Source organism: Sphaerisporangium fuscum (genome assembly GCF_018531465.1).
Lineage (GTDB): Bacteria > Actinomycetota > Actinomycetes > Streptosporangiales > Streptosporangiaceae > Sphaerisporangium > Sphaerisporangium fuscum.
Map to the genome: position 1 here is coordinate 70434 of NZ_JAHDTF010000041.1, position 23406 is coordinate 93839.

The 23406-nt window shown below is 71.0% G+C and carries 9 protein-coding genes; 7 read left to right on the forward strand and 2 right to left on the reverse strand.

Annotated features, from left to right (window positions below; all coding sequences use genetic code 11):
• Nucleotides 1–188 precede the first annotated feature (188 nt).
• The 3 genes from KIK05_RS40185 (at nt 189) to KIK05_RS40195 (ending at nt 5662) form a co-directional block, all read left to right on the forward strand.
• On the forward strand, nt 189–3374 hold the full coding sequence (locus tag KIK05_RS40185) for an ATP-binding protein (RefSeq protein WP_214416139.1): 3186 nt from the start codon (nt 189–191) through the stop codon (nt 3372–3374).
• 90 nt (nt 3375–3464) lie between these two features.
• Nucleotides 3465–5027: an MFS transporter gene (locus tag KIK05_RS40190; RefSeq protein ID WP_250564234.1), complete on the forward strand. Its 1563-nt coding sequence runs from the start codon at nt 3465–3467 to the stop codon at nt 5025–5027.
• 2 nt (nt 5028–5029) lie between these two features.
• Nucleotides 5030–5662: a TetR/AcrR family transcriptional regulator gene (locus KIK05_RS40195; protein WP_214416140.1), complete on the forward strand. Its 633-nt coding sequence runs from the start codon at nt 5030–5032 to the stop codon at nt 5660–5662.
• A gap of 2 nt (nt 5663–5664) precedes the next feature.
• Here the strand turns inward: KIK05_RS40195 and KIK05_RS40200 are convergent, their stop codons facing one another.
• Nucleotides 5665–6351: a response regulator gene (locus tag KIK05_RS40200; RefSeq protein WP_214416141.1), complete on the reverse strand. Its 687-nt coding sequence runs from the start codon at nt 6349–6351 to the stop codon at nt 5665–5667.
• Nucleotides 6348–7577: a sensor histidine kinase gene (locus KIK05_RS40205; RefSeq protein WP_214416142.1), complete on the reverse strand. Its 1230-nt coding sequence runs from the start codon at nt 7575–7577 to the stop codon at nt 6348–6350. Before KIK05_RS40205 ends, KIK05_RS40200 begins: the two co-directional genes overlap by 4 nt.
• Nucleotides 7578–7974: 397 nt before the next feature.
• Here KIK05_RS40205 and KIK05_RS40210 point away from each other — a divergent pair, with 397 nt between their 5' ends.
• From KIK05_RS40210 to KIK05_RS40225, 4 genes are all read left to right on the forward strand, one after another.
• Nucleotides 7975–11430 (forward strand): LamG-like jellyroll fold domain-containing protein, encoded by a 3456-nt coding sequence (locus KIK05_RS40210; protein ID WP_214416143.1) that lies wholly within the window; start codon nt 7975–7977, stop codon nt 11428–11430.
• 61 nt (nt 11431–11491) lie between these two features.
• On the forward strand, nt 11492–18517 hold the full coding sequence (locus KIK05_RS49225; RefSeq protein ID WP_214416144.1) for a polymorphic toxin-type HINT domain-containing protein: 7026 nt from the start codon (nt 11492–11494) through the stop codon (nt 18515–18517).
• 14 nt (nt 18518–18531) lie between these two features.
• Nucleotides 18532–18948 (forward strand): hypothetical protein, encoded by a 417-nt coding sequence (locus KIK05_RS40220; protein WP_214416145.1) that lies wholly within the window; start codon nt 18532–18534, stop codon nt 18946–18948.
• 312 nt (nt 18949–19260) lie between these two features.
• Entirely contained in the window at nt 19261–23277 is a 4017-nt protein-coding gene (locus tag KIK05_RS40225) for a DNRLRE domain-containing protein (protein WP_214416146.1), read from the forward strand.
• The last annotated feature ends 129 nt before the right edge of the window (nt 23278–23406 follow it).

A 23406-nucleotide genomic window follows, 5' to 3' on the forward strand; every position in this document is an offset into this window, starting at 1 on the left:
CTGGCATGACAGTTGGACGATTGTCAAACCTTTGAAGGGTGGGTTGCGGGCGGGCAAAACCGGCATCTGTATTAGAAACCCGTTCTAGCCGCTTGTTCCGGCACCGAGGACGTCCTATGCATAGGACAGACGGGTCCGAGGGCTCCGGCCCCTCCCGGTCGTCGATCGGTGCCGGCAGTGGAGGTTCGATGGAGTTCCGCGCCCTCGGGCAGATGGAGGTCTGCGAGGAAGGGCGGCTGCTTGCTCTCGGATCGAGGAAGCAGCGCGCGGTCCTCGCGGTGCTGCTCGTCCGCGCGGGCCGGGTGGTGTCCCTCGACCGCGTGATCGAGGAGGTGTGGGAGAGCCTGCCTCCCCCCACGGCCGCGGGCACCGTCCAGGCCTACATCTCCAACCTGCGCAACATCGTCGAACCGGCCAGAGCCCCGCGCGAACCCCCGCGCGTCATCGTCACCCGGCCCCCGGGGTACATGCTGGCCGTCGCCCGCGAGCAGGTCGACGCGCTGGTGTTCGAGGACTCCGTCAAGGAGGCCAGGAGGCTGCTGGAGACGGGACGGCCCGGCGACGCCCGCGCCAAGCTCGACGACGCGCTCGCGCTGTGGCGGGGCACCCCCTACGAGAACCTCGCCGACTGCGCCTTCGCCCGCCAGGAAGCCGAACGGCTCGGCCAGCTGCGCCTGATCGCGATGGAGACGCAGGCGGAGAGCCTGCTCGCCCTGGGCCTGCACCATCAGGCGCTGGAAAGCCTGGAGCCCCTGTCGGCCGCGCAGCCGCTCAGGGAGAGCCTGGTGGCGCTGCGCATGCTCGCCCTCTACCGGGCGGGGAGGCAGAGTGAGGCACTGGACGCCTTCCACACCGTGCGGCACGCCCTGGCCGACCAGTTCGGGGTCGACCCCGGGCCGGCGCTGCGCCGGCGGTTCGAGGAGATCCTCAGCCAGTCGCCGGCGCTCGACCCGGCCGTCCCCGTGATCACGCCCGTGGTGATCCCCGAGCAGGTGGCCGCGCCGCCGTCGGAGCAGCTCGTCGGCCGTAACGCGGAGCTGACCCTGGCGGAGGCCGACCTGAAGGCGGCGCTCGACGGCGAGGGACGCACCGTCCTGCTGGTCGGCGAGCCGGGCATCGGCAAGACACGGCTGGCGGAGGCGGTGGCCGCGCGGGCGTCGGCGCGCGGGTCCCTGGTGGTGTGGGGCCGTGCCGTGGAGGACGCCGCCACGCCGCCGTACTGGCTCGGCATACAGCTGCTGCGGCGGCTCGCCGAGTGCGAGCCCGAGGCGTTCGCCGCGGCGGCCCGGCCGCACGCGTCCCTGCTCGGCCTGCTCGTCCCCGCGCTGGTGACCGCCGCCCCGCACCCCGCTCCCGGATACGAGGACATCGATTCCCGGCACATACGCCTCCCGGTCTACGACGCCATCGCCGGCGTGGTGACGGAGATGGCCGAACGACGGCCGCTCACGATCGTGTTCGAGGACCTGCACTGGGCCGACGTGCCGTCCATCCAGCTCGTGGGCTACCTCGCGGCCGAGACGTGGCGCTCGTCCGTCCTGCTGGTCGCGACGGTGCGCGAGCACGAGCACGCCCCCGCGGTCCGCGACCTGCTGGCGTCCCTCGCCAGGGAACGGCGCACGCGCCGGCTCCACCTCGGTCCCATGGACCTCGACGACGTCACGATGCTGGTCAAGAACTGCACCGAGACGCTGGCCTCGCCCGAGCTCCTGACCGCGCTGCACGAGCGCACCGGGGGCAATCCGTTCTTCGTCACCGAGCTGGCGCGCATGCTGCGCAGCGAGCGGGCGCTCACCGACCAGGCGATCGGCGAGCGGCTGGCCAAGGAGATCCCGGCCGGGGTACGGGACGTGATCCGCCGCCGCTGGCACCGGCTGCCCGACTCCGCCCGCGGCATCCTGGCGACCGCGGCCGTGGCCGGGCAGGAGTTCGGCATGACGCCGCTGCGCACGGTGACCGGCCTGGACGAGGACCGTCTGCTGGAGAGCCTGGAGACCGCCGTCGTCACCGGCCTCCTCGTCGAGGACACCGCCGCCGTCGGGCGCTACCGGTTCTCCCATCCGCTGGTGCGGGAGACCCTTTACGACCAGCTCGGCACGGTACGGCGGGCGCGACTGCACGAGAGGATCGGCCTCGCCCTGCTGTCGGCCGGCGCCGACGTCGACGAGGTGGCCCACCACTTGTGGGAGGCCTGGCCGGTGGCCGGGCCGCAGGTCGCGCTGCCGCACGTCCTCGACGCCGCGAGGCGGGCACAGGTCAGCCTCGCGCACGAGCACGCCGAGACGCTGCTCACCCGCGCCGTCGAACTGGCCCGGGCACTGCCGGGCGAGCAGGACCGCGTCGACCAGGAGCTGCGCATCCAGGTCCGGCTCGGCACGCTGCTGGCCGGCAGGTACGGGTACGCGAGCCCGCGGGCGCACGCGGCCTTCCTGCGGGCCCGCGACCTGAGTCCGGGCAGCGCCCTGCCCAGCGCGCGCTGGATCCCCGGGCCCTGGGGGCTGTGCGTGGCGCGCGTCAACGGCGGACGGCTCGACGAGGCCGAAGGCATCGCCCGGGAACTGGCCGCCCACCGGGACGACGCCCTCGCCACGCTCGCCGCCGTGCACGCGCGCGGCATGGTCGCGTTCTTCCGCGGACGGCAGGACCTGGCGATCCGGCTCCTCACCTCGAGCATCGACCTCGCCGACCGGGCGGGGGAGGCCGCCGCCGTGCTCCGGTTCAACGACCCGCGTGTGCACGGGAGGTCCATGGCCGCGCTGTCGGCCGCGCTGCGGGGCGACGACGGCGAGGCCGACCGCCTGGACGGGGAGGCCCGCGAACGCGCCGCCCGTCTCGCCTCCCCGTCCGTCCAGGGCGTGGCCATGATCTTCGCGGCCCGGCTGGCGTGGGTGCGCGGTGACGCGCCGCTGACCAGGGAGTACGCCGCCGCCGCGCTGGAGCGGGTCAGCGAGTACGCGATCACCCCCATCAGTGTGATCGGCTCGGTCCTGCTGGGGTGGGCGGAGGCCGAGCTAGGGGACGTGGAGGCGGGGATCGCCCGCGTCAGGGAGGCCCTGGACCAACTGGCGCACACCGGCACGCGGCTGAACCGTCCCTGCTTCCTGGCGATGCTGGCCGAACAGGAGCTCCGCCTCGGCGGGCCGGCGGAGGCTCTGGCGCTTCTCGGCGAGGCGGAGCAGGTCGCGGCCATGACGGGAGAGCGGGTCTTCGAGGCGAAGAACCTCCAGGTGCGGGCGCGGGCACTCCACGCCGCCGGCCGTCCGGCCGAGGAGGCCGCGGACCTCCTGCGCCAGGCCGCGACCCTGGCCCGTACCCAGGGAGCCCTCCTCCTGACCCGACAGGCCGAGCGGACCCTGGCCGCCCTCCACCCCTGATCTGGGAAGCGGAGGCAGTTTTTGCGACAGTGTGTTGCTATGGTTGGCGACATGGTGTCGGTAAAAACTTCTGTCGTCACGCGCGGGTGGATGCCTCTGGTGGTCATCGGCGTCGGGATGTCGATGATCATCGTGGACGCGACCATCGTCAACGTCGCCGTGCCGTCGATCGTGGGGGACCTGCGGCTCACCGCCACCGACGTGGAATGGGTCAACTCGATCTATTCGCTGATGTTCGCCGCCCTGCTCATCCCCCTCGGCCGTACCGGCGACCTGTACGGCAGGCGGCGGCTGTTCGCCTCCGGAATCACGGTGTTCATCCTGGCCAGCGTCCTCGCCGCCGCGGCGGGGAGCGGGCCGGCGTTGATCGGCGCCCGCGTGGTGCAGGGCGTGGGCGCCGCGATGGTCGTGCCGATGTCCCTGGCCATGCTCAACGCCCTCTACACCGAGCGCCGCCGCGTCATCGCCTTCGCCGTGTGGGGCTCGATCATCGGAGGGATGGCGGCGGCGGGCCCGCTGCTGGGCGGATGGCTGGTGACGGGGCACGGCTGGCGATGGGCGTTCTGGGTGAACGTCCCCGTCGGCATGCTCGTCCTGCTCGGCGTCGCACTGTGGCTGCCGGAGTCCCGGCAGGCGCGCTCCGGCGGGTACGACCTCGCCGGGGTGGTCCTCGCGGTCGTCGGCATGACCTCGCTGGTCTTCGGGCTGATCGAGGGACAGAAGTACGGCTGGTTCACCCCCACGGCTCCGGCGGTGCTCTTCGGGTGGCGCTGGCCGTCCGGCGCCGTGTCGCCCATCCCCGTCGCGCTGCTGGTCGCGGTCGTCGCGCTCGCGGCGCTGGTCGTGCTGCAGGGGGCACGTGCCCGCGCGGGACGTCCCGTCCTGATCGAGCTGTCGCTGTTCGCGCTGCCGAGCTTCCGGTACGGCGGGATGGCGGCCGCCGTCGTCTCGGTCGGCGAGTTCGGCATGCTCCTGGTGCTCCCGCTGTTCCTGCAGTCCGCCCTCGGCTACAGCGCCTTCGAGGCGGGGCTGGTCATCGCGTCACTGGCGACCGGGTCGTTCCTCGCGGGCGGGCTGGTGCCGCCGCTGTCCCGGCGGATCAGCGCCCGGTCGATCGTGCGGATCGGACTGGTGCTGGAGGTCACGGGAGTCCTCGGCACCGGGCTGTCGCTCTCGCCCTCGATGTCAGGCTGGCGCATCGTCCCGTGGCTGCTGGCCTACGGCCTCGGCATCGGGTTCGCCTCCGCCCAGCTCGCGAGCGTGCTGATGGCCGACGTCCCGGCGGTGCAGTCGGGGCAGGCCTCAGGGCTGCAGAGCACGATGCGCCAGGTCGGGGCGGCGCTCGGCATCGCCATCCTCGGCGCCGTGCTCGTCGGCGGGCTCGGTTCCTTCACCGAGGAGGAGACCGCCCGCGTACCCGGCCTGCCGCCGCGGGCGCGGGTCGCCGTCGCCGAGGCCATGCGCGAGAGCGGCGGCACGGTGATCCCGTCGCTGCGGGACGCCCGCGTCCACGCCGCCGCCGTCTCCGCGTCGGCCGGCGCCACCCGCCGGGTCGCCATCGTGACCGCGCTCATCCTGCTGGCCGGCCTCGGCGCGACGACCCTGCTGCCGCGTCCGGCGGATACTGGGGGAGACCACGAACGAGAGGGGTGACCGTGCCGAGGATCAGTGCGGCGACCGTGGCCGACCACCGTGCGCGGCAGCACGCCGCCCTGCTGGAGGCCGCCCGTGAGATCCTCGCCACGACGGGGGTCGGCGCGCTGACCCCCGCGGCGGTGGGGGCCAAGGTGGGACTGGCCAGGTCCAGCGTCTACCGCTACTTCACCTCGACCGCCGACATCCTCACCCAGCTGGTCGAGGACGCCTTCCCCCGCTGGACCGACCGGCTGCACCGCAGCCTCGCCGAGCCGGGGTCGCTCGACGAGCGGGTCCGCGCCTTCGGGCGCGCCGCGATGGAGTTCGCGACCAGCCCCGACCAGGTGCTGATGGTGGCCGTCCAGGAGGCGGAGGTGCCGGCGCAGTGCCACGCACGCATCCAGGAGCTGCACCACTCGCTGAGCATGCCGCTCCAGGAGGTCCTCGCCGCCGAGGGCCACCGCGAACCCGCCGTCCTCGCCGCGCTGGCCTGGGCGATCGTCCGCGAGGGCACCCGCCTGCTGATCGAGGGCGCACCCGCCGAGGAGGTCACCGCCGTCACCCTCGACACCCTCTCCCGAGCCCTCACCCCGCCGGGCCAGAGCCCCGGACGGCCTCACCCGCCGTCCACGATCAGCCGTTCACGACCCTGATCTCACACCGAGGGCGCTGTCTTCTCGCCCGGGGTGACCAGGCCGGATTCGTACGCGAGGGCCACCGCCTGGGCGCGGCTGGAGAGGTTGAGCTTCGCCATGGCGCGGTTGAGGTGGGTCTTGACGGTGGCCTCGCTCACGCACAGCCGGTCGGCGATCTCGGTGTTGGACAGGGCGTGACCGACCAGCGTGAGCACCTCGGCCTCCCGCGCGGTGAGGATGTCGAGCTCCCCGGAGGGGCGCGGCGGCGAGGAGGGCGCGGACTCGCGGGTGTAGGCCTCGATCAGGCGCCGCGTGACGCTCGGCGCGAAGAGCATGTCGCCCGAGGCGATGGTCTGGATCGCGGCGATGAGGCGTTCGGGCGGGGTGTCCTTGAGCAGGAAGCCCGAGGCGCCCACGCGCAGCGCGTTGTAGACGTACTCGTCGAGGTCGAACGTCGTCAGGATGAGCACCCGGGGCCGGTGTTCGGACTCGGCCGCGAGGATCCGCTCGGTGGCGGCCACCCCGTTCATGCCGGGCATCCTGATGTCCATGAGGATCACGTCGGGACGGGACGCCGCCGCGAGCGCGACCGCCTCCTCGCCCGTCGCCGCCTCACCGACGACGTCGAGGTCCGGTACGGCGCGGATGAGCGCCGCGAGACCGGCGCGGACCAGGATCTGGTCGTCGACCACAAGTACCTTGATCATGGCTCACCGTGGGCTGAGGGGGACTGCTCGTCCGCGTTCACGGACGACAGGGGCAAGGTGACGACGACCTCGAACCCGCCGCTCGGCTTCGGACCCGCCGTGATCGTGCCCTTGTAGAGCTTGACGCGTTCGCGCATGCCGATCAAGCCGTGGCCGTCCCCTTCGGAGGTCGCGGCCGCTCCGCGGCCGTCGTCGCCGACGCGCAGGTGCAGCTCGGTCGAGCCGTAGTGCAGCGAGACCCGCGCCGTCGCGGGGGCGGCGTGTTTCAGCACGTTGGTGAGGCATTCCTGGACCACGCGGTACGCGCACAGGTCGATGCCCGGCGCGAGCGGCCGTACCGGGCCGGTGATCGACACCTCCACCGGCACGCCCGCCGAGCGCACCCGGTCGGCCAGTTGCTCGAGCCGTTGCAGGCCGGGCGCCGGGTCGTAGCTCTCCCCGTCGTCCTCCATGTCGATGCGCAGGACCGACAGCAGCCGCCGCATCTCGCCCATCACCTCGCTGCCGGTGTCGGCGATGGTGGTGAGCGCGTCACGTGCCGTCGGAGGATCGGACCCGAAGACGTACCGCGCGAGCCCCGCCTGGATCACGATGACCGACATGTGATGGGCGACGACGTCGTGCAGTTCGCGGGCGATGCGGACCCGCTCCTCGGTGACGGCGCGCCGCGCCCGGTCCTCCTGGTCGCGGCGCAGCCGTTCGGTGAGGTGGGCGAGCTGTTCGTTGCGCTCGACGAGCATGCGGGTGCTGTTGCCGAACGTCCAGGCGACGGCGACCATGATGGTCCCCTGCAGGATGTTCGGCCAGTCGAAGTCGTCCGGGCCGAGGAAGGCGGTGTGCCACCAGACGGCCGTCACGGGCAGCGCGGAGAGGACCGACACCACGGGGCGGTACAGGGAGGTCACACTGTAGAGCGCCAGCAGCGTCCCCAGCGAGTCGATCCTGTACTCGTAACCGAGGGCGTGGAAGACCGCCGCCCCGGCGCAGCAGATCGCGAGCACGGTGAGCGGCGCGCTCCTGCGCCAGGCCAGCACGAGATTGGTGAGAAGTATCAATCCCACGCCGACGGTGTCCAGGGGCCGCTGCGGGTACGCCGGATCGCCGGCGCCGTTCGCGACCCCGATCACCAGGGTGCCGACGGCTATCACCACGCTGAAGACCAGATCGACGATGAAGGGATTCATCGCGGCGAGCCGTCTGAGGGACGACAGCACCTTTACGCGCATCAGCGCATGCTAACCGCGCGGGCCGCGCGTCCTCATCGCCTGGGTGATTGACCTCTGCTGCAACTCCTGCGGTATTCCGCCGAGGTCGTACCGCGAGGGTTTACCCCGCTGGCGTCGCCGTACGGGCTGTGCCATCCGGGCACTGAGCAGGGCTCCATTCCGGTGTACCGCAGGAAGTGGAAGCGGTGCCGGGAAGGCCTACAGCGGACGGTTTATCGATCTTCAATCCGTAGGTTGACGCGGCGGAAATCCCATTTCTCCTATAAATGGTGCCGGTTCAGATCGTCGGCACTCTCGGGGATGTGTGTGCGCGCGTATCGGGACGTGACGTCCCGGGCGCGGCGGAACCGATGAGTACTCCGCGGAAAAGCAGCCACGCACATTCTCTGGAGGCCCGATGCGCCGTTCACCCCGCGGTTTGCTCGTCGCCGTGGTCATGTCACTGCTGACCGGCTCGCTCGTGGCAGGGACCGCGAACGCCGCGGCCTCGGCTCCCGGAGATCCGCCTGCCGGATCGGAGCGGGAGGCCCTCGTCCGGGCGCGCGGCACCGGACAGCGGGTCGAGGTTCTGGGCATGCGGACCGAGAACCGTCAGGTGTTCGCCAATCCGGACGGTTCGTTCACCTCGGAGACCTCGGCCCTGCCGGAGCGGGTGCGCAGGGGGCAGGGCTGGGCGGACGTCGACACCGACCTGGTGTTCGCGGCCGACGGCAGTGTGAGGACGGTGGCCACGCCGCTGGAGTTGGCGTTCTCCGGCGGTGGGACGGCTCCGCTGGCCCGCTTGGGGGAGGGCGGGCGGTCGGTGGAGATGTCCTGGCCGGGGAGTCTGCCGAAGCCGGTGCTCGAGGGGGGCACCGCGACGTACGGCGAGGTCCTGCCCGGCGTGGACCTGAAGGTGACGGCCTCGGTGCTCGGTTTCTCCGAGGTGCTGGTGGTCAGGAACCGGGAGGCGGCGGCCAACCCCGCGCTGGCGAAGCTGGCCTTCGGCATGCGGGGGAGCGGCGTCGAGGTGCGCCGGACGGCGGCCGGCGGGCTGAGCGCGGTGACCGGCGAGGGGACCGAGGTGTTCCACTCGCCGGCGCCGCGAATGTGGGACTCCTCGGGCCCCGACGCGTCCCGTTCGTCCCTGGTGGCCGGGCCGGAACGGCAGGCCAAGCAGGCGGTGATGGGCGTGGAGGTCGCTTCGGACCGCATCGCGCTCACCCCCGACCGGAACCTGCTGACCGGCTCCGGCACCACCTACCCGGTGTACATCGACCCGCAGTGGTCGGGGTCCAGGCTGGCCTGGGCGATGGTGGACAAGGCCTACCCGTCACAGGAGTACTGGAACTCCAGCCACATGCCGGAGGCGGGCGACTACGGCGCCGGCGTCAAGCGGTCCTTCTTCCGCATGGACTCCGACAACGTCAACGGCAAGCACATCCTGAAGGCGACGTTCCGCATCACGCAGGTCAAGTCGTGGGGGTGCACCGCCGACCCGCAGGCCGTACAGCTGTGGCTGACCGGCGGCATCTCCAAGTCCACGACCTGGAGCCATCAGCCGTCCTGGGTCGACCACCTGGACAGTGTCGCCTCCGACGCCGGCTACAGCTCCTCCTGCCCCGACAAGGGCATCGAGTTCAACGTCACCGGCGCGGTCGTCAAGGCGGCCAGGAGCGGCTGGTCCAACACCACCTTCGGCCTGCGCGACTACAACGACACCAGTGGCAGCGTGTGGGGCTGGAAGGGCTTCAGCAACTCGCCCAAGCTGGTCATCGACTACAACACCCCGCCGGTGGCGCCCTCCGGAGTGGGCACCTACCCGGCGACCCCCTGTGTCACGGGATCCGGCAGGCCGGCGGTCAACGCCGGTGACGCCGAGAACCCGCTCCAGCTGAAGGCCCGCATCTACGACCCGGACAAGGCCAACGACGGTGTGCGGGCGGAGTTCGTCATGCACCGCTACAACGCCGCGACCGGCCAATGGGACGACATCACCTCCTCCCTGCCGGGCGGAGGCAAGACCGCCTACAAGTACACCACCTCGGCCACCGACCACTCCCTGAAGCTGGCCGGGCTCACCACCGGCCAGTCCTACGCCTACAAGGTGAAGGCCTTCGACGGCACCGACTCCAGCGCGTGGAGCAAGTGGTGCGAGTTCACCGTCGACACGATCGACCCCACGACGCTGCCGAAGGTGACCTCCGCCGACTACCCGGCCGGCACGCCCGACGACTGGAAGGGCAGCGTCGGATGGGCGGGCGGGTTCACCCTGGCCCCCGGGGACGGCGAGACCGACGTGACCACCTTCAGGTACGCCCTCGACGACCCGGCCCTGGCCACCGCCGCGAGCCAGATCTCGATCCCCGCCGGGCAGACCTCCGTCAACCTACGGCTCGCGCCCCGGCACGACTGGCTGAACGCCCTGTACGTCTTCCCGGTGGACAAGGCTGGCAACGTCGGCAAGACCCCCGCCGTCTACAGCTTCTACGTCAGGGCGGGATCGGACCCCGTCGGGTACTGGCGGTTCGACGAGACGTCCGGGACCACGGCGGCCGACTCGGCGGCGACGCCGCACCCGGTGACCCTCTCCGGCGGCACCTCGTGGGCCGCCGCCCGGGTGAGAAACGGAGTCCGCATGGACGGCTCCACCGGCTACGGCAGCACCGACGGACCGGTCATGCACACCGACAGGAGCCTGTCCGTCGGCGCCTGGGTGCTGCTGTCGGACAAGAGCAGGAACTCGACCGTCGTCAGCCAGTCGGCCGTCCACGGGTCGGGCTTCCAGCTCTACTACTCCTCCGGTTACAAGCGCTGGATCTTCAACAAGTACGACGCCGACACCGACAACGAGACCGTCGTGCGCGCGGTCAGTGACGCCGAACCGGTGACCGGCGTGTGGACCCACCTGGTGGGCGTGTGGGACGCACCGCACAGGCAGCTGCGCCTGTACGTCAACGGGGTGCTCCAGTCGGCCCCGGCCGCCTTCCCGTACGCCCCGTGGGACGCGACCGGCCCGCTGCAGATCGGGCGCGTGAAGTGGCGGGGCCAGTTCATCGAGAACTTCGCCGGCGACATCGACGAGGTTCAGGTCTGGAACCGTGAACTGTCCGATGACCCGCGGACGGTCAACGACCCCGCCCTCGGCAACGAGATCGCGGCCCTGGCCAAGCAGCCGCCCATCCAGCGGGGCTGGTGGAAGTTCGAGGAGGGGACGGGCGGCAGCGCGGCCGACGCCGTCGACGTCCGCTGGCCCGCGACGCTCGGCGGCGGCGCCACCTGGTCCGACGACGGGTTCGACGGCGGCGGCGTGCTCAGCCTCGACGGTGTCACCGGCTACGCCGCCACGTCCTCCGCGCCCCTGCGCACCGACCACAGCTACGCGGTGACGGCCTGGGTACGCCTCGCCGGGGACGACACCTGCGTCCTGCCCGACCACGCGATGACCGTCCTCAGCCAGGCCGGCACCCGCAACAGCGCCTTCTACCTCGGCTACCGGCTCTTCGCGGAGAACGGCGTCAAGGTGCCGCGCTGGTCGTTCAGCACGATCAACGGCGACACCGACACCTCCACCATGTCGCAGACCAGCTCCGCCGAGCCGGTCGACTGTTCGGCACTGAACACCTGGACGCACCTGACCGGCGTGTACGACGAGCCCGCCGGGCAGATCCGGCTGTACGTCAACGGCCAGCTCGCCGACCAGCGTCCCGCCACGGGCTGGTCCGCGGGGGCGATGCAGATCGGCCGGGCCAAGTACAAGGGCAACGTCGTCGACTACTTCTCCGGCGACGTGGACGACGTCCGCGCCTACACCGGCATCCTGACCGATCGCCAGGTCGTCGACATCGCGATGAACCTGCCCATCGACCGCTAGACCCGCGGGTCTTCCACCAGCGACTCCTTTCCCCTCACCGACGCTCCCCCCGGAGGAAGCCGTGCTCGGTTCAAGGCGAGCCTGGACGCACATCGCCGGAATCCTGGCCGTCGTGGTGCCCGCCACGCTGATCAGCCCGGTCGCCGCCCAGGCGACCGGCGACCCCCGCTGGCACCGGGCACAGGCCCAGCGGCCCGTCCCCGGCCATGCCGTCGCGGCACGAAGGCCCCTGACGGATCCGGGAGCCAGGTACGACCTGAAGGGGGCGCCGGCCGTGTCCTGGCCGGCACCGGGCACGGCGGTGGTGAGGCTTCCCGCGTACGACGCGGCGGCGTCGTCGGACCCCGCACGGCTCGCCGCGCCGGGCGGCGGCGCGGCGAAGGTGCGGGCCGGGGGGCTGCCGGTCTGGCTGGGACCGGCGGCGCCGGTCTCGCAGGAGAACGGCAGGGCGCCGGCCGCGGAGGGTTCGGCCGGCGCCACCCCCGCGCCCCTCCCGGCCGTCCAGGTGCGGACGCTGGACGCCTCCACCGCGGGCAGGTCGCGGATCACCGGGCTGGGTGTCCAGCTCACCCCGCAGGGCGGCACGGCGCGCCGCGTCGCGGTCGAGGTGGACTATTCGGGGTTCCGGTACGCCTACGGCGGCGACTGGGCGTCCCGGCTGCGCCTGGTCCGGCTCCCCGAGTGCGCGGCCACCACGCCGGACCTGCCGCGGTGTCAGATCCGGACACCGTTGCCGACGCGCAACGACGTCAAGACGGGTCATCTCGCCGCCGACGTCGACCTGGCGAGCACCGGGGCGACCACGCTGGCGGCGGAGGCGGCGCCGTCCGGTTCGGCGGGCAGTTACGAGGCCACGTCGTTGTCGCCCTCGGCGACGTGGAACGTGAGCAACCAGAGCGGCGCGTTCTCGTGGTCGTACCCGCTGCGCCTGCCCCCGACGCCGGGCGGGCCGACCCCGAACATCGCGCTGGTGTACTCGTCGGGCAGCGTCGACGGCCGTACCGTCGCCACCAACAACCAGGCGTCCTGGATCGGCGAGGGCTTCGACTACTGGCCGGGCTTCATCGAGCGCCGCTACAAGCAGTGCGCCGACGACGGCGTCACGCCCAAGCGCAACGACCAGTGCTGGGGCAACCACAACGCCACCCTGTCGCTGAACGGGCAGGCGACCGAGCTCGTCCTGGACGACGCGACCGGCACCTGGCAGCCCAAGGACGACGACGGCTCCAAGGTCGAGAAGCTGTCCGGCGCCGAGAACGGCGACGACGACGGCGAGTACTGGCGGGTCACGACGCCGGACGGCACGCAGTACTACTTCGGGCGCGACCACCTGCCGGGCTGGGCGAGCGGCAAGGCCGAGACGCAGTCGACGTGGACGGTGCCGGTGTTCGGCGACGACGACGGGGAGCCGTGCCACAAGGCCACCTTCTCCGACTCCTGGTGCCGGCAGGCGTGGCGGTGGAACCTGGACTACGTCGTGGACCCGCACGGCACGGTGAGCACGTTCTGGTACGGCAAGGAGACCAACTACTACCGCCGTGACGTCACGACCCTGACCGACGGCGTCCCCAACGGCACCCCCACCGTGTACGACCGGGGCGGCTACCTCAAGCGGATCGACTACGGGCAGCGCGCGGACGCGATCTTCTCCTCCTCCGCCCCGGCGCGGGTCGCGTTCGATGTCAGGGAGCGGTGCATCCCGACGTCGAGCTTCGACTGCGCCGAGAGCAAGTTCACCAAGGACAACGCCAAGTACTGGCCGGACGTCCCCTACGACCAGAACTGCGACTCCGGCGAGAAGTGCGTCGACAAGTACTCGCCGACGTTCTGGACCCGCAAGCGCCTGGCCGCCGTCACCACCCAGATCCTGTCGGGCGGCTCCTACAAGGACGTGGACACCTGGACCTTCGACCAGGAGATGCGCGCACCCGGTGACGGCACCGCGGCCGCGCTGTGGCTGGCCGGCATCCAGCACACCGGCAAGGTCGGCGGTACGGCGTCACTGCCGCAGGTGAGGTTCGCCGGGGTGCAGAGGCCCAACCGGGTGGACGCGCTGGAGGGACGCCCGCCGCTCACCAAGTGGCGGATCTCCGCGATCGACAACGAGACCGGCGGATCCCTGTCGATCACCTACTCCGACGAGGACTGCAAGGCCGGCGACACCCCCGAGCCCGACTCCAACACCCGCCGCTGCTACCCGCAGTACTGGTCCCCCGAGGGCGCCACCTCGCCCAAGCTCGACTGGTTCCACAAGTACGTCGTCACCCAGGTCCAGCAGATCGACCGTACCGGCGGGGCCCCCGACGTCCTGGAGACCTACGAGTACCTCGGCGGCGGCGCCTGGCACCACGATGACGACGACGGGCTGACCAAGGAGAAGTACAAGACCTGGTCGCAATGGCGCGGCTACGGCAAGGTGCGGGTGCTCCGCGGCGCCCCCGGGGAGCAGCGTTCCAAGGCCGAGTACACCTACTTCCGCGGCATGGACGGCGACGAGAAGTCCGGCGGCGGCACCAAGGACGTCAAGGTCACCGACTCCGAGGGCGCGGCCGTCGCCGACGCCGACCCCCTGGCGGGCCGGCTCCGGGAGGAGATCCGCTACGACGGCCCCTCCGGCGCCGCCATGAGCGGCACCATCACCGGCTACTGGACCAAGCAGACCGCCAAGCGGGTGCGTTCCTGGGGGACCACCACGGCGACCATGGTGCGAGCCGACAAGGAACGCACCCGCACCGCGCTGGCGTCCGGCGGGTGGCGGCGCACCACGAGCGACACCGACTACAACACCGACGGCCTGCCCACCCAGGTCAGCGACCTCGGCGACGACTCGACGGCCGACGACGACCAGTGCACCCGCACGACCTACGCCCGGGACGCGTCCCGCTGGATGCTGTCCTACGCGACCCGGGTCGAATCGGTCACCAAGGCGTGCACGGCCACGCCCGACCGTCCGGACGACGTGGTCTCCGACGTGCGCAAGTACTACGACGGCAAGGCGTTCGGCGCGGCGCCGTCCAAGGGTGACGTCACCAGGACCGAGAAACTCGGCTCCTGGAACGACGGGCCGCAGTACGTCACCGCCGGCACCACCACCTTCGACGTGTACGGGCGCCCGCTGGTGGTCACCGACGCCAACGGCACCACGACCACCACCGCCTACACCCCGTCCACCGGCCCCGTCACCCTCAAGCAGGAGACCAACGCGGCCGGCCACGTCACCAGGACCGAGATCGAGCCGGCGTGGGGGATCGCCACCGCGACGACGGACGCCAACGGCAAGCGCGCCGAGCTGGCGTACGACCCGCTGGGCCGGCTGACCGGCGTGTGGCTGCCCGGCCACGCCAAGGCGTCCTACCCGTCGACGCCGAACATGAAGTTCGGCTACCAGATCCGCACCGACGGGCCGGCCACCGTCTCGACCTCCACGCTGCGCGACGACGGGACCACGTACAGGACCGGTTACGCGCTCTACGACGGCCTGCTGCGCGCCCGTCAGACCCAGCAGCCCGCCCCCGGCGGCGGCCGCGTCGTGAACGACACCCTCTACGACACGCGCGGCCTGGTCTACAAGACCAACGACGACTACTACGCCGAAGGCGATCCGGGCGGCAAGCTGTGGACCCCGGCCAGCGACGACGACGTCCCCGGGCAGAACGTCACGGTCTACAACGGCATGGAGTGGCCGACCGCGCAGATCTTCCGCAAGCGCGGCAGCGAGCAGTGGCGCACCACCACGACCTACGGCGGCGACCGCGTCAGCGTCGATCCGCCCGCCGGCTCGACCCCGACCACGACGATCGTCAACGCCCGGGGGGAGACCACCGAGGTCCGGCAGTACAAGGGCGACGGCCCGGCCGGCGACTACGACGCCACCAAGTACACCTACACGCGGGCCGGGCAGCCCGCCACCGTCACCGACACCGCCGGCAACGTCTGGACGTACCACTACGACCTGCGCGGACGGGTCACCCAGCTCGACGACCCCGACAAGGGCACCGCGAAGTTCACCTACGACGACAGGTCCGACTGGCTCAGGACGGTCACCGACGCGCGCGGCAAGAGCCTGTTCTTCACCTACGACGTACTCGGCCGCAAGACCGCCGAGTACGAGGGCACCTCGGCGAGCGGCACCAAGCTCGCCGAGTGGACGTTCGACAAGCTCCCCGACGGGACCGTCGTCAACGGGCAGCCGACCTCCGCGACCCGGTACGTGAAGAACGCCGCCACCGGCGCGATGGACGCCTACACCACGGCCGTCACCGGCTTCGACGACGCCTACCGCGCGACCGGCACACAGACCGTCATCCCGGCCGCCGAGGGCGGGCTGGCCGGCACGTACAAGACGACGACCGACTACAACGCGGACGGCAGCGTCCACCGCACCGTCCTGCCCGCCGCCGGCGGCCTGCTCGGCGAGACGATGCTGTACGGCTACGACGACCTCGGCGATCCGACCACGATGCGAGGTCTGACCAACTACGTCACCTCGACGACCTACTCCAAGCTGGGCCAGGTCCTCGACATGACGCTGAGCACCGGCCTGAAGCGGGTCAAGCGCACCAACTTCTACGAGGAGGGCACCAACCGCCTCACCCGCTCGGTGTTCGAGCGGGAGACGGCGCCGATCTCGGTCGCGGACACCAACTACTCCTACGACCAGTCCGGCAACATCACCAAGATCGCCGACAGACCGTCCGGTCAGACGCCTGACGTGCAGTGTTTCCGGCAGGACTACCTGCAGCGCCTCACCGAGGCCTGGACGGCGACCGACGACTGCGCGTCCGATCCGTCGCAGAGCATCGTCGGCGGTCCGGCGCCGTACTGGCAGTCCTTCAGCTACGACATCGTCGGCAACCGCACCAAGGAGGTCGACCACCAGGCGTCCGGCGACGTCACCAAGACCTTCGGCTACGCCGGGGCCGGCAAGCCGCAGCCGCACACGCTGACCTCGGTGGAGTACAAGGGCGGCACCCGCGACGGGCAGATCGACGGCTACACCTACGACAAGGCCGGCAACACCACCGAACGCGGCTCCGGCCGGACGCTGGAGTGGGACGTCGAGGGACACCTCGCCAAGTCCACCGACCCCACCGGCGTCAGCACCTTCGTCTACGACGCCGGCGGCGAGCGGCTGATCCGCCGTGATCCCACCTCCACGACGCTCTACGTCGCGGGCATGGAGATCCGGCTCGACGCCAAGAGCGGTGCCAAGAGCGCGACCCGCTACTACACCTTCGGCGGCGAGACCATCGCGACCCGGACCTCCAAGGGGGTCACCTGGCTCGGCGCCGACCACCACGGCAGCGCCGACGCGTCCGTCGACGACACCGACGCCCAGGCGACGACCCGCCGCCGCTTCACCCCCTTCGGGCAGCAGCGTGGTACGGCGCCGTCGTACTGGCCCGGCCAGAAGGGCTTCGTCGGCGGGGTCATCGACGACGCGACCGCCCTCACCCACCTGGGCGCCCGCGAGTACGACGCCGAGACCGGCCGCTTCATCTCCGTGGACCCGGTCTTCGACACCTCCGACCCGCAGAGCTGGAACGGCTACGCCTACGCCGACAACGACCCGGTCGACGGCTCCGACCCCACCGGTCTGATGCTGGACGGCGGCGGCCAGTGCGGCGTCATCGCGAGCAACCCCTGCAACCCGCCCTCCAGCAACAGTGGCGATGACAGTGGCGGTGGCGGCGGCGGTGGGGGTGGCGGCGGGGGGTCCTCGCCGAGCCACCCGTCCCACTGCAGCTTCTTCTGCAAGGCCAAGGGCTTCTGGAACAAGCACAAGGCGACCATCGTCAACGTCACCGTCACCGTCGTCGTCACGGCCGGATGCGAAGTGGCGACCGAAGGCGCCGGCAGCATCGGCTGCGCCGCCGCGGGCGGGGCCGCCGGCAACCTGGCCGGGTACCTGGTCTCCACACCACACGACGAGTGGAGCGCGGGCGGCGCGTTCAAGGCGGCCGCGGTCGGCGCCGTCGCGGGCGCGGCGGGCTGGGGCATAGGCAGGGGCGCGGGCCTGGCCCTCGGCAAGCTGGCCACCACGGCCACCGGCCGGGTGGTCGCGGGAGCGGTGGGCAAGGCGGCCGGCAAGGCCAAGAGCCTCTTGGGCCGAGCAGGCGGCGCCGCGGCGGAAGGAGCGGAGTCAGGGGCAGGCGGCGCCGCCGAAGGCGCGGCGGCCAAGGGCGCGGGACGCGCGGCGACCAAGGCGGCGGGAAGACCCAAGGCGGCCTCCGGAGCCCGGTCGGGCTGTAACAGCTTCGTCGCGGGGACGAAGGTGCAGCTCGCCGACGGCACCTTTAAGCCGATCGAGAAGATCAAGGCCGGCGAGAAGGTCCTGGCCACCGACCCGGTCACCGGCAGGACCGAGCCCAAGCTCGTCCTGGCGGCCTTCTCCGGCGTCGGCTACCTCAACCTCGTCCAGATCACCGTCGACACCGACGGCAAGAAGGGCGACCGGACCGCCGTCATCCTCGCCACCGAACACCACCTGTTCTGGGACACCACCACCCACCAGTGGACCCGCGCCGACCACCTGACAAAAGCGACCCACCTCCGCACCCCAACCGGCACCACCGTCCAGGTCCTCAGCACCACCACGAGGCAGAACCACCCGCCGGTCTACGACCTGACGGTCGCCGAAACTCATACGTTTTATGTGAAGGCAGGGGACGAACCTGTCCTCGTCCACAACTGTCCCCCTGCGGGAGGTGCAGACGGGGTGGCTCGCGTTCACCTCCACCCTCCGGCGAATCCCGGGGAAGCGGGACATGCGTCCATCGAAGTCACTCAATTCGGGGGAGACACCCTGCACACCCATCAAGTGGGGACAATCGGCACGAAAGCCTTCTCTCGAACATGGACCGGGGGGCCTGGTGCCGACCGCATTATCCCGATCCCGCTGCCGAGGGCGTCAGGCGCCCTTGCCGCGCAGGAGGTGTACCAAGCCAAGGGTCTGCTCGGGCAATATGATTTGGAGTATAGGAGCTGTCTTACCTACTGCGGAGACATCCTCAGGGCCGGCGGTGTCGAAGGAGTTCCTGAAACGACCGGTGGCATCTTCTCGTGGCTAATGGAAACCGAGTTCTGACGGAGGCGGTGGAGATGGAAGACCTTCCCGAATGGATGCAGGAGTTTCGCAGGCCACAGGCGAGTTGGACGCCGCCGGATGGCCTGAAAGGTCCTACGCCGTTTCCGCCGCTGAACCTCGCGCTCACGATGCTGTCGGCATCCTCGATCATCGGGAACGATCTGGCCGAATTGGTCGGCCTCTGGATCGCGGCCATGGCCAGAATGAACATGTGGCTGAAGGCTCCCGGTCGGCGCCCGCTCGATAAAGGTGAATACCCGCGGCTTCTTGTGCTGCAGGGCAACGTCGCCGGCAGGATATACGACTTCTGGCAGGTGTACATGCGTGCCGCCGGTGACGCGTCGACCGAACACGGTGAGCGCGAGTACCAAGCGCTGCTCGACGCGGTCCACGACGGGGTCAAGGAAATCCAGGCGGTGATGGAAAGATAATGTGAGCGTTTGTTCCTTTCGGTCAGTCAGGAGAATGGGGAGGTGAAGCGGCCGACCTGTCGGTCTTCGGACGTTTACGCCCTCTGGAGGCTTGCCCATTACCGATGCGTGCCTGTCTGGCGTTGACCAGGAAGTTTGCGCTGAGATGCACGGACCTGGGGCTTGAGTCGGTGTGCGCTCAGAATTGGGGCGTTCGGGGCATCGGCACTCTCGGGGACGTGGCATGGGCGCTGCGGGCCCGTAGCTCTCTGGCGCGGCGGAACCGGCGAGTGCCACCCGTGACGATCACCCGACGGGTAACGAGGGAGCACAGTGAAGAAGTCTCGGAGGGCACGCGGCGATCTAGCCGGCCGCCGGGCGGTGATGGAGCGGCGCGGAGTCGCCGTCACCGGCCTGGCGGTGTTGATGGTCGCCGCGTCCCTGACCGGGCAGGCCGCGATGGCGGACGACGCCACGCCCCAACCTGCACAGGGACCGGCCCTGGGCCGTCCCGGGCAGTCGCCCGCCACGCCGCGACCCGGCCAGGCCGCCACGACATCTCAGCCGGGCCGGACGGCGGCCACGTCCGCCCCCGACGACCGGGCCGTCGCGGTACGGGCGGCGAAGGCGCAGGGTAAGCGGGTGGAGGTGGAGAGCGAGAAGAGCGACAGTTCCTCGCTCTGGGCCAACCCCGACGGCACGTTCACCATGGAGACCTTCCCCGGCCCGGTCAGGGTGAAGGACGGCGGCGCCTGGCGTCCGATCGACACCTCCCTCGTCCGGGACGGCCGGGCGGGCCTGCGGCCGAAGCGCACCGCCTCGGAGGTCCAGGTGTCCGGCGGGGGCGGGAAGCCGTTCGCCGAGGTGCGGCGGGCGGATCGCTCGTTCGCCGTCTCCTGGGGCAAGGATCTGCCTGAGCCGCAGGTCAAGGGGGACACGGCGACCTACAAGGACGTGGTGCCCGGCGGTGACCTGACGGTGAAGGCGCTGCCGAACGGGTTCAGCCACTCGCTCGTCCTGCGCGAGCGTCCGACCGGTCCTCTGGAGATCACACTGCCGGTGGCGACGAGAGGACTGAATCTCTCGGAGGCCGCCGACAACGGCCTGAACCTGCAGGACGGCTCCGGCAACCTGCTGGCGTCGGCTCCGGCCCCGCGCATGTGGGACGCGACGACCGACCCGCGGTCCGGCGAGCCCGTCCACCAGGCCGCCATCGACACCACGGTCAAGCGGACCGACCAGGGCGTGGTCCTGATGCTCAGGCCCGACGCGGGGTTCCTCGCGGACCCGGCGGTCAAGTACCCCGTCACCGTCGACCCCACCAGCACCCTGACGGTGGAGACGGACACGTGGGTGCAGAGTGACATCCCCGATTCGCAGCGCGGGTCGACCGAGCTGAAGGCCGGCACCTACGACGGCACCCACGTGGCCCGCTCCTACCTGGAGTTCCGTCACGTCGACGACCTGCGCGGCGCCCAGATCATGAGCTCCGATCTGCGGTTGTGGACGTTCTGGTCATCGGTCTGCGTCGACCCCAGCGCGGGTGTGCAGGCCCGTCGCGTCACCGCGGCCTGGGATCCCGACACCATCAAGTACGGTTCGGAGCCGGCCACCACCACAGCGGGCGCCGTGACCACGAAGGCCGCCTACGGCGCGGCGAGCTGCCCCCAGGACTTCATGCACTGGAACACCGCCGCGATCGCCCAGGCGTGGGCCGACGGCCAGCCGAACTACGGCATCCAGTTGCGCGGCGCCGACGAGAAGGACGCCTCGACCTGGCGGCGTTACTACTCCTCCAACTACGTCTCCGGCGCCCAGGGTGAGAAGGAGCCCGCGCTCAGCGTCACCTTCGCCTACAAGCTCCCCACCCCGACCGGCCTGGACGTCACGCCCAGAGCCTCCACGGACCCGGCGATCAACACCGTCGCGAGCCTCACGCCCACCTTGTCCGCCAAGGCGACCGACCCCTCGGGGAAGCCGCTGGACTACACCTTCGAGGTGACCGAGGCCGGCGATTCAGACGTGATCGCCACGGGCGGCCCGAAGGGGGTGGCCTCCGGCGCGACGGCGACGTGGAAGGTGCCCGCGAACATCCTGCGCAACCCCGGCTCGTACCGGTTCCGGGTCAGGGTGACGAGCGAGACCGGCGCGAGTGGCTGGTCGTCGTGGACGCCGCTGGCCACCGACGTGCCGAAGGCGCCCACGGCCCTCGCCACTGGCGCGGCCGACCTGTCGGACGTGGTGCTGTCGGGTGTGGTCATGCGGCCGTCAGGCGGATGGCTGAGCGCGAGGTACTACCTCTTCGACAGCGCCGGCACGGCCGTGGGGGCGAGCCCGCTGGGCACCAGCGACGTCCAGGACGGGCAGCGGGCCGCCTTGAAGGTCTCTCCCGACCTGCTCACGCCCGGCAGCTCCTATACATGGCAGATGGAGGCGTGCGTCGAGACGGCCTGCGGTGCCCGCAGCGCCCCTGTCCGTTTCACCGCGCCGCAGCCGGCGGCGGCCAAGCCCACCCAGACCAAGACCCTCGACGCGGGCGCGCTCACCGTACGGGCGGCCAGGACGGCGTCCGACGCCTGCGGCGGCAACCCTTGCGCCCTTGAGAGCGTCCCCGCGTTGCAGGTGGGAGGCGGCCGGATCTCCATGTTCAAGGTCGACCTCTCCGCGATCCCGGCGGGCGCGGAGGTGACCTCGGCGACGCTCGACATCGGCCCTCCCACATGCGCCTCCACGTGCCCCACCACCAAGGTGTCGGCGTACGAGCTGACGGGCGACCTCGCCGCCGAAGCCTCGGGCGCCGACGCCTCCGCCAAGCTGCTGGAGGAGCCGTTCGCCGAGGTGGACCCGGCCGACCCGAAGATCGACATCACCGGCTCGGTACAGGGAGACCGCCAGGACGGCCAGGGCTTCGCCGAGCTCGCGCTGCGGGCCTCCGATCCGGCGGCGCCGGAGACGTCCTTCGGCTCCGCGACGATCGCCGTCACCTATGTCCCGCCGGGTGTGCCGGGGGCCCTGCAGACCATCAGCGTCCGACCGGGGGACGGCGGCGCGCTGATCACCTGGGGACCGCCGGCCGAATCGGCCGGTGACATGCGGATCACCGGGTTCGACCTGGAGGTCCTCGACGGCTCGGGCAAGGTGGTGCAGGCGCCGGCACCCGCTGAGCCGAGGGCCGTCGTCACCGGTCTGACCAACGGGGAGGCCTACACCGTCCGGGTCCGGGGCAAGAACGAGCAGGGCGTCGGCGCCTGGAGCACGCCCACGGCCGTCAAGCCGCAGGCCGTACCTGACCGGCAGGAGTACGTCGACGCCGTGGCCCAGTACCTGGACAGCCGGGAGGGCATCGTCGAGGGGCGTTTCGCCGACGCCGCCGACGCGATCGCGAAGCACGCCCAGGGCTACCGGTTCGAGTCGCTGCTCCAGGCGGACGAGCAGGAGCTCCTGACGGCCAAATCGAAGGCCGAGGTCGGCGGAGGGGCCCAGGAAAGCTCGACCGCCACGCTGGCCGATCCGCTTGTGTCCCTCTCGGCCGACGGCACCGTCGCGACCGTCCGGGCGACCGTGCACCAGAACCGCCTCGTACGCGACGAAACCGGCGAGAAGACCACCGAGGAGGAAGAGAACGCCGCCGACTATTCCTTCAACGTGAAGGTGACGGGCCAGGGGCAGCGTGTGGACGGCTCGGCCGATGGTCTCGCCGGTCGGACGGATGGTGACTCGGTCGACGCCCAGGTGTACCCGGAGGGATCGATCACGACGGACATGACCGAGGAAGGGACCGTCCCCGAGCCCACCGACACCCCTGGCGGCACCGTCTCGGCCACCGGCGTCTCGGCGAGCTCCATCAACCAGTCCGGCATCGCCAGTTGGGCCCTCAGGAACGTCAACAGCCACCAGGAGTACGACAACTTCTGGCACCGCGGCGGCGACTGCACGAATTTCGCCTCCAAGGCGCTGCGGTTCGGCGGCGGCGCCTGGGAGATCCGGAACTACGGGAGAACCGCGAAGCAGAAGCGCGAGAACATGAACAACTGGTTCTGGGCGGCTCCCGTCGGCAAGGACTCCAACACCTTCATCATGGTCGACAAGAGCATGAGTCACATGGCGAACCGCCACCGGATCCAATGGCGTTCCACGTTCGCCGAGGTGCGTGTCGGCGACATCATGTACTGGGACCGCGACCCGTGGCGGCACGACGGCCCCGAGCACATGTCGATCGTCACCAAGAAGACGGCCAACAACGAGAACGGGATCTACTACACCGCGCACAGCGTGCGGAGGAAGAACCACAGGGTCTCCTCCGCGAAGGAGAGCGGCGAGCGAATCGGCTACGCGCGGCTCGTCCTGTGACGAGGTGAAGCCTCCCAGCCCGCCCGCCTCGCCGCCCGTCGGCGGCATGGTGAGGCGCTGATCCACCGTCCAAGCGGGGCGCCCGGCCGGTAGACCGGGCGCCCCGCTCACGTGGCATCCATGACCAGG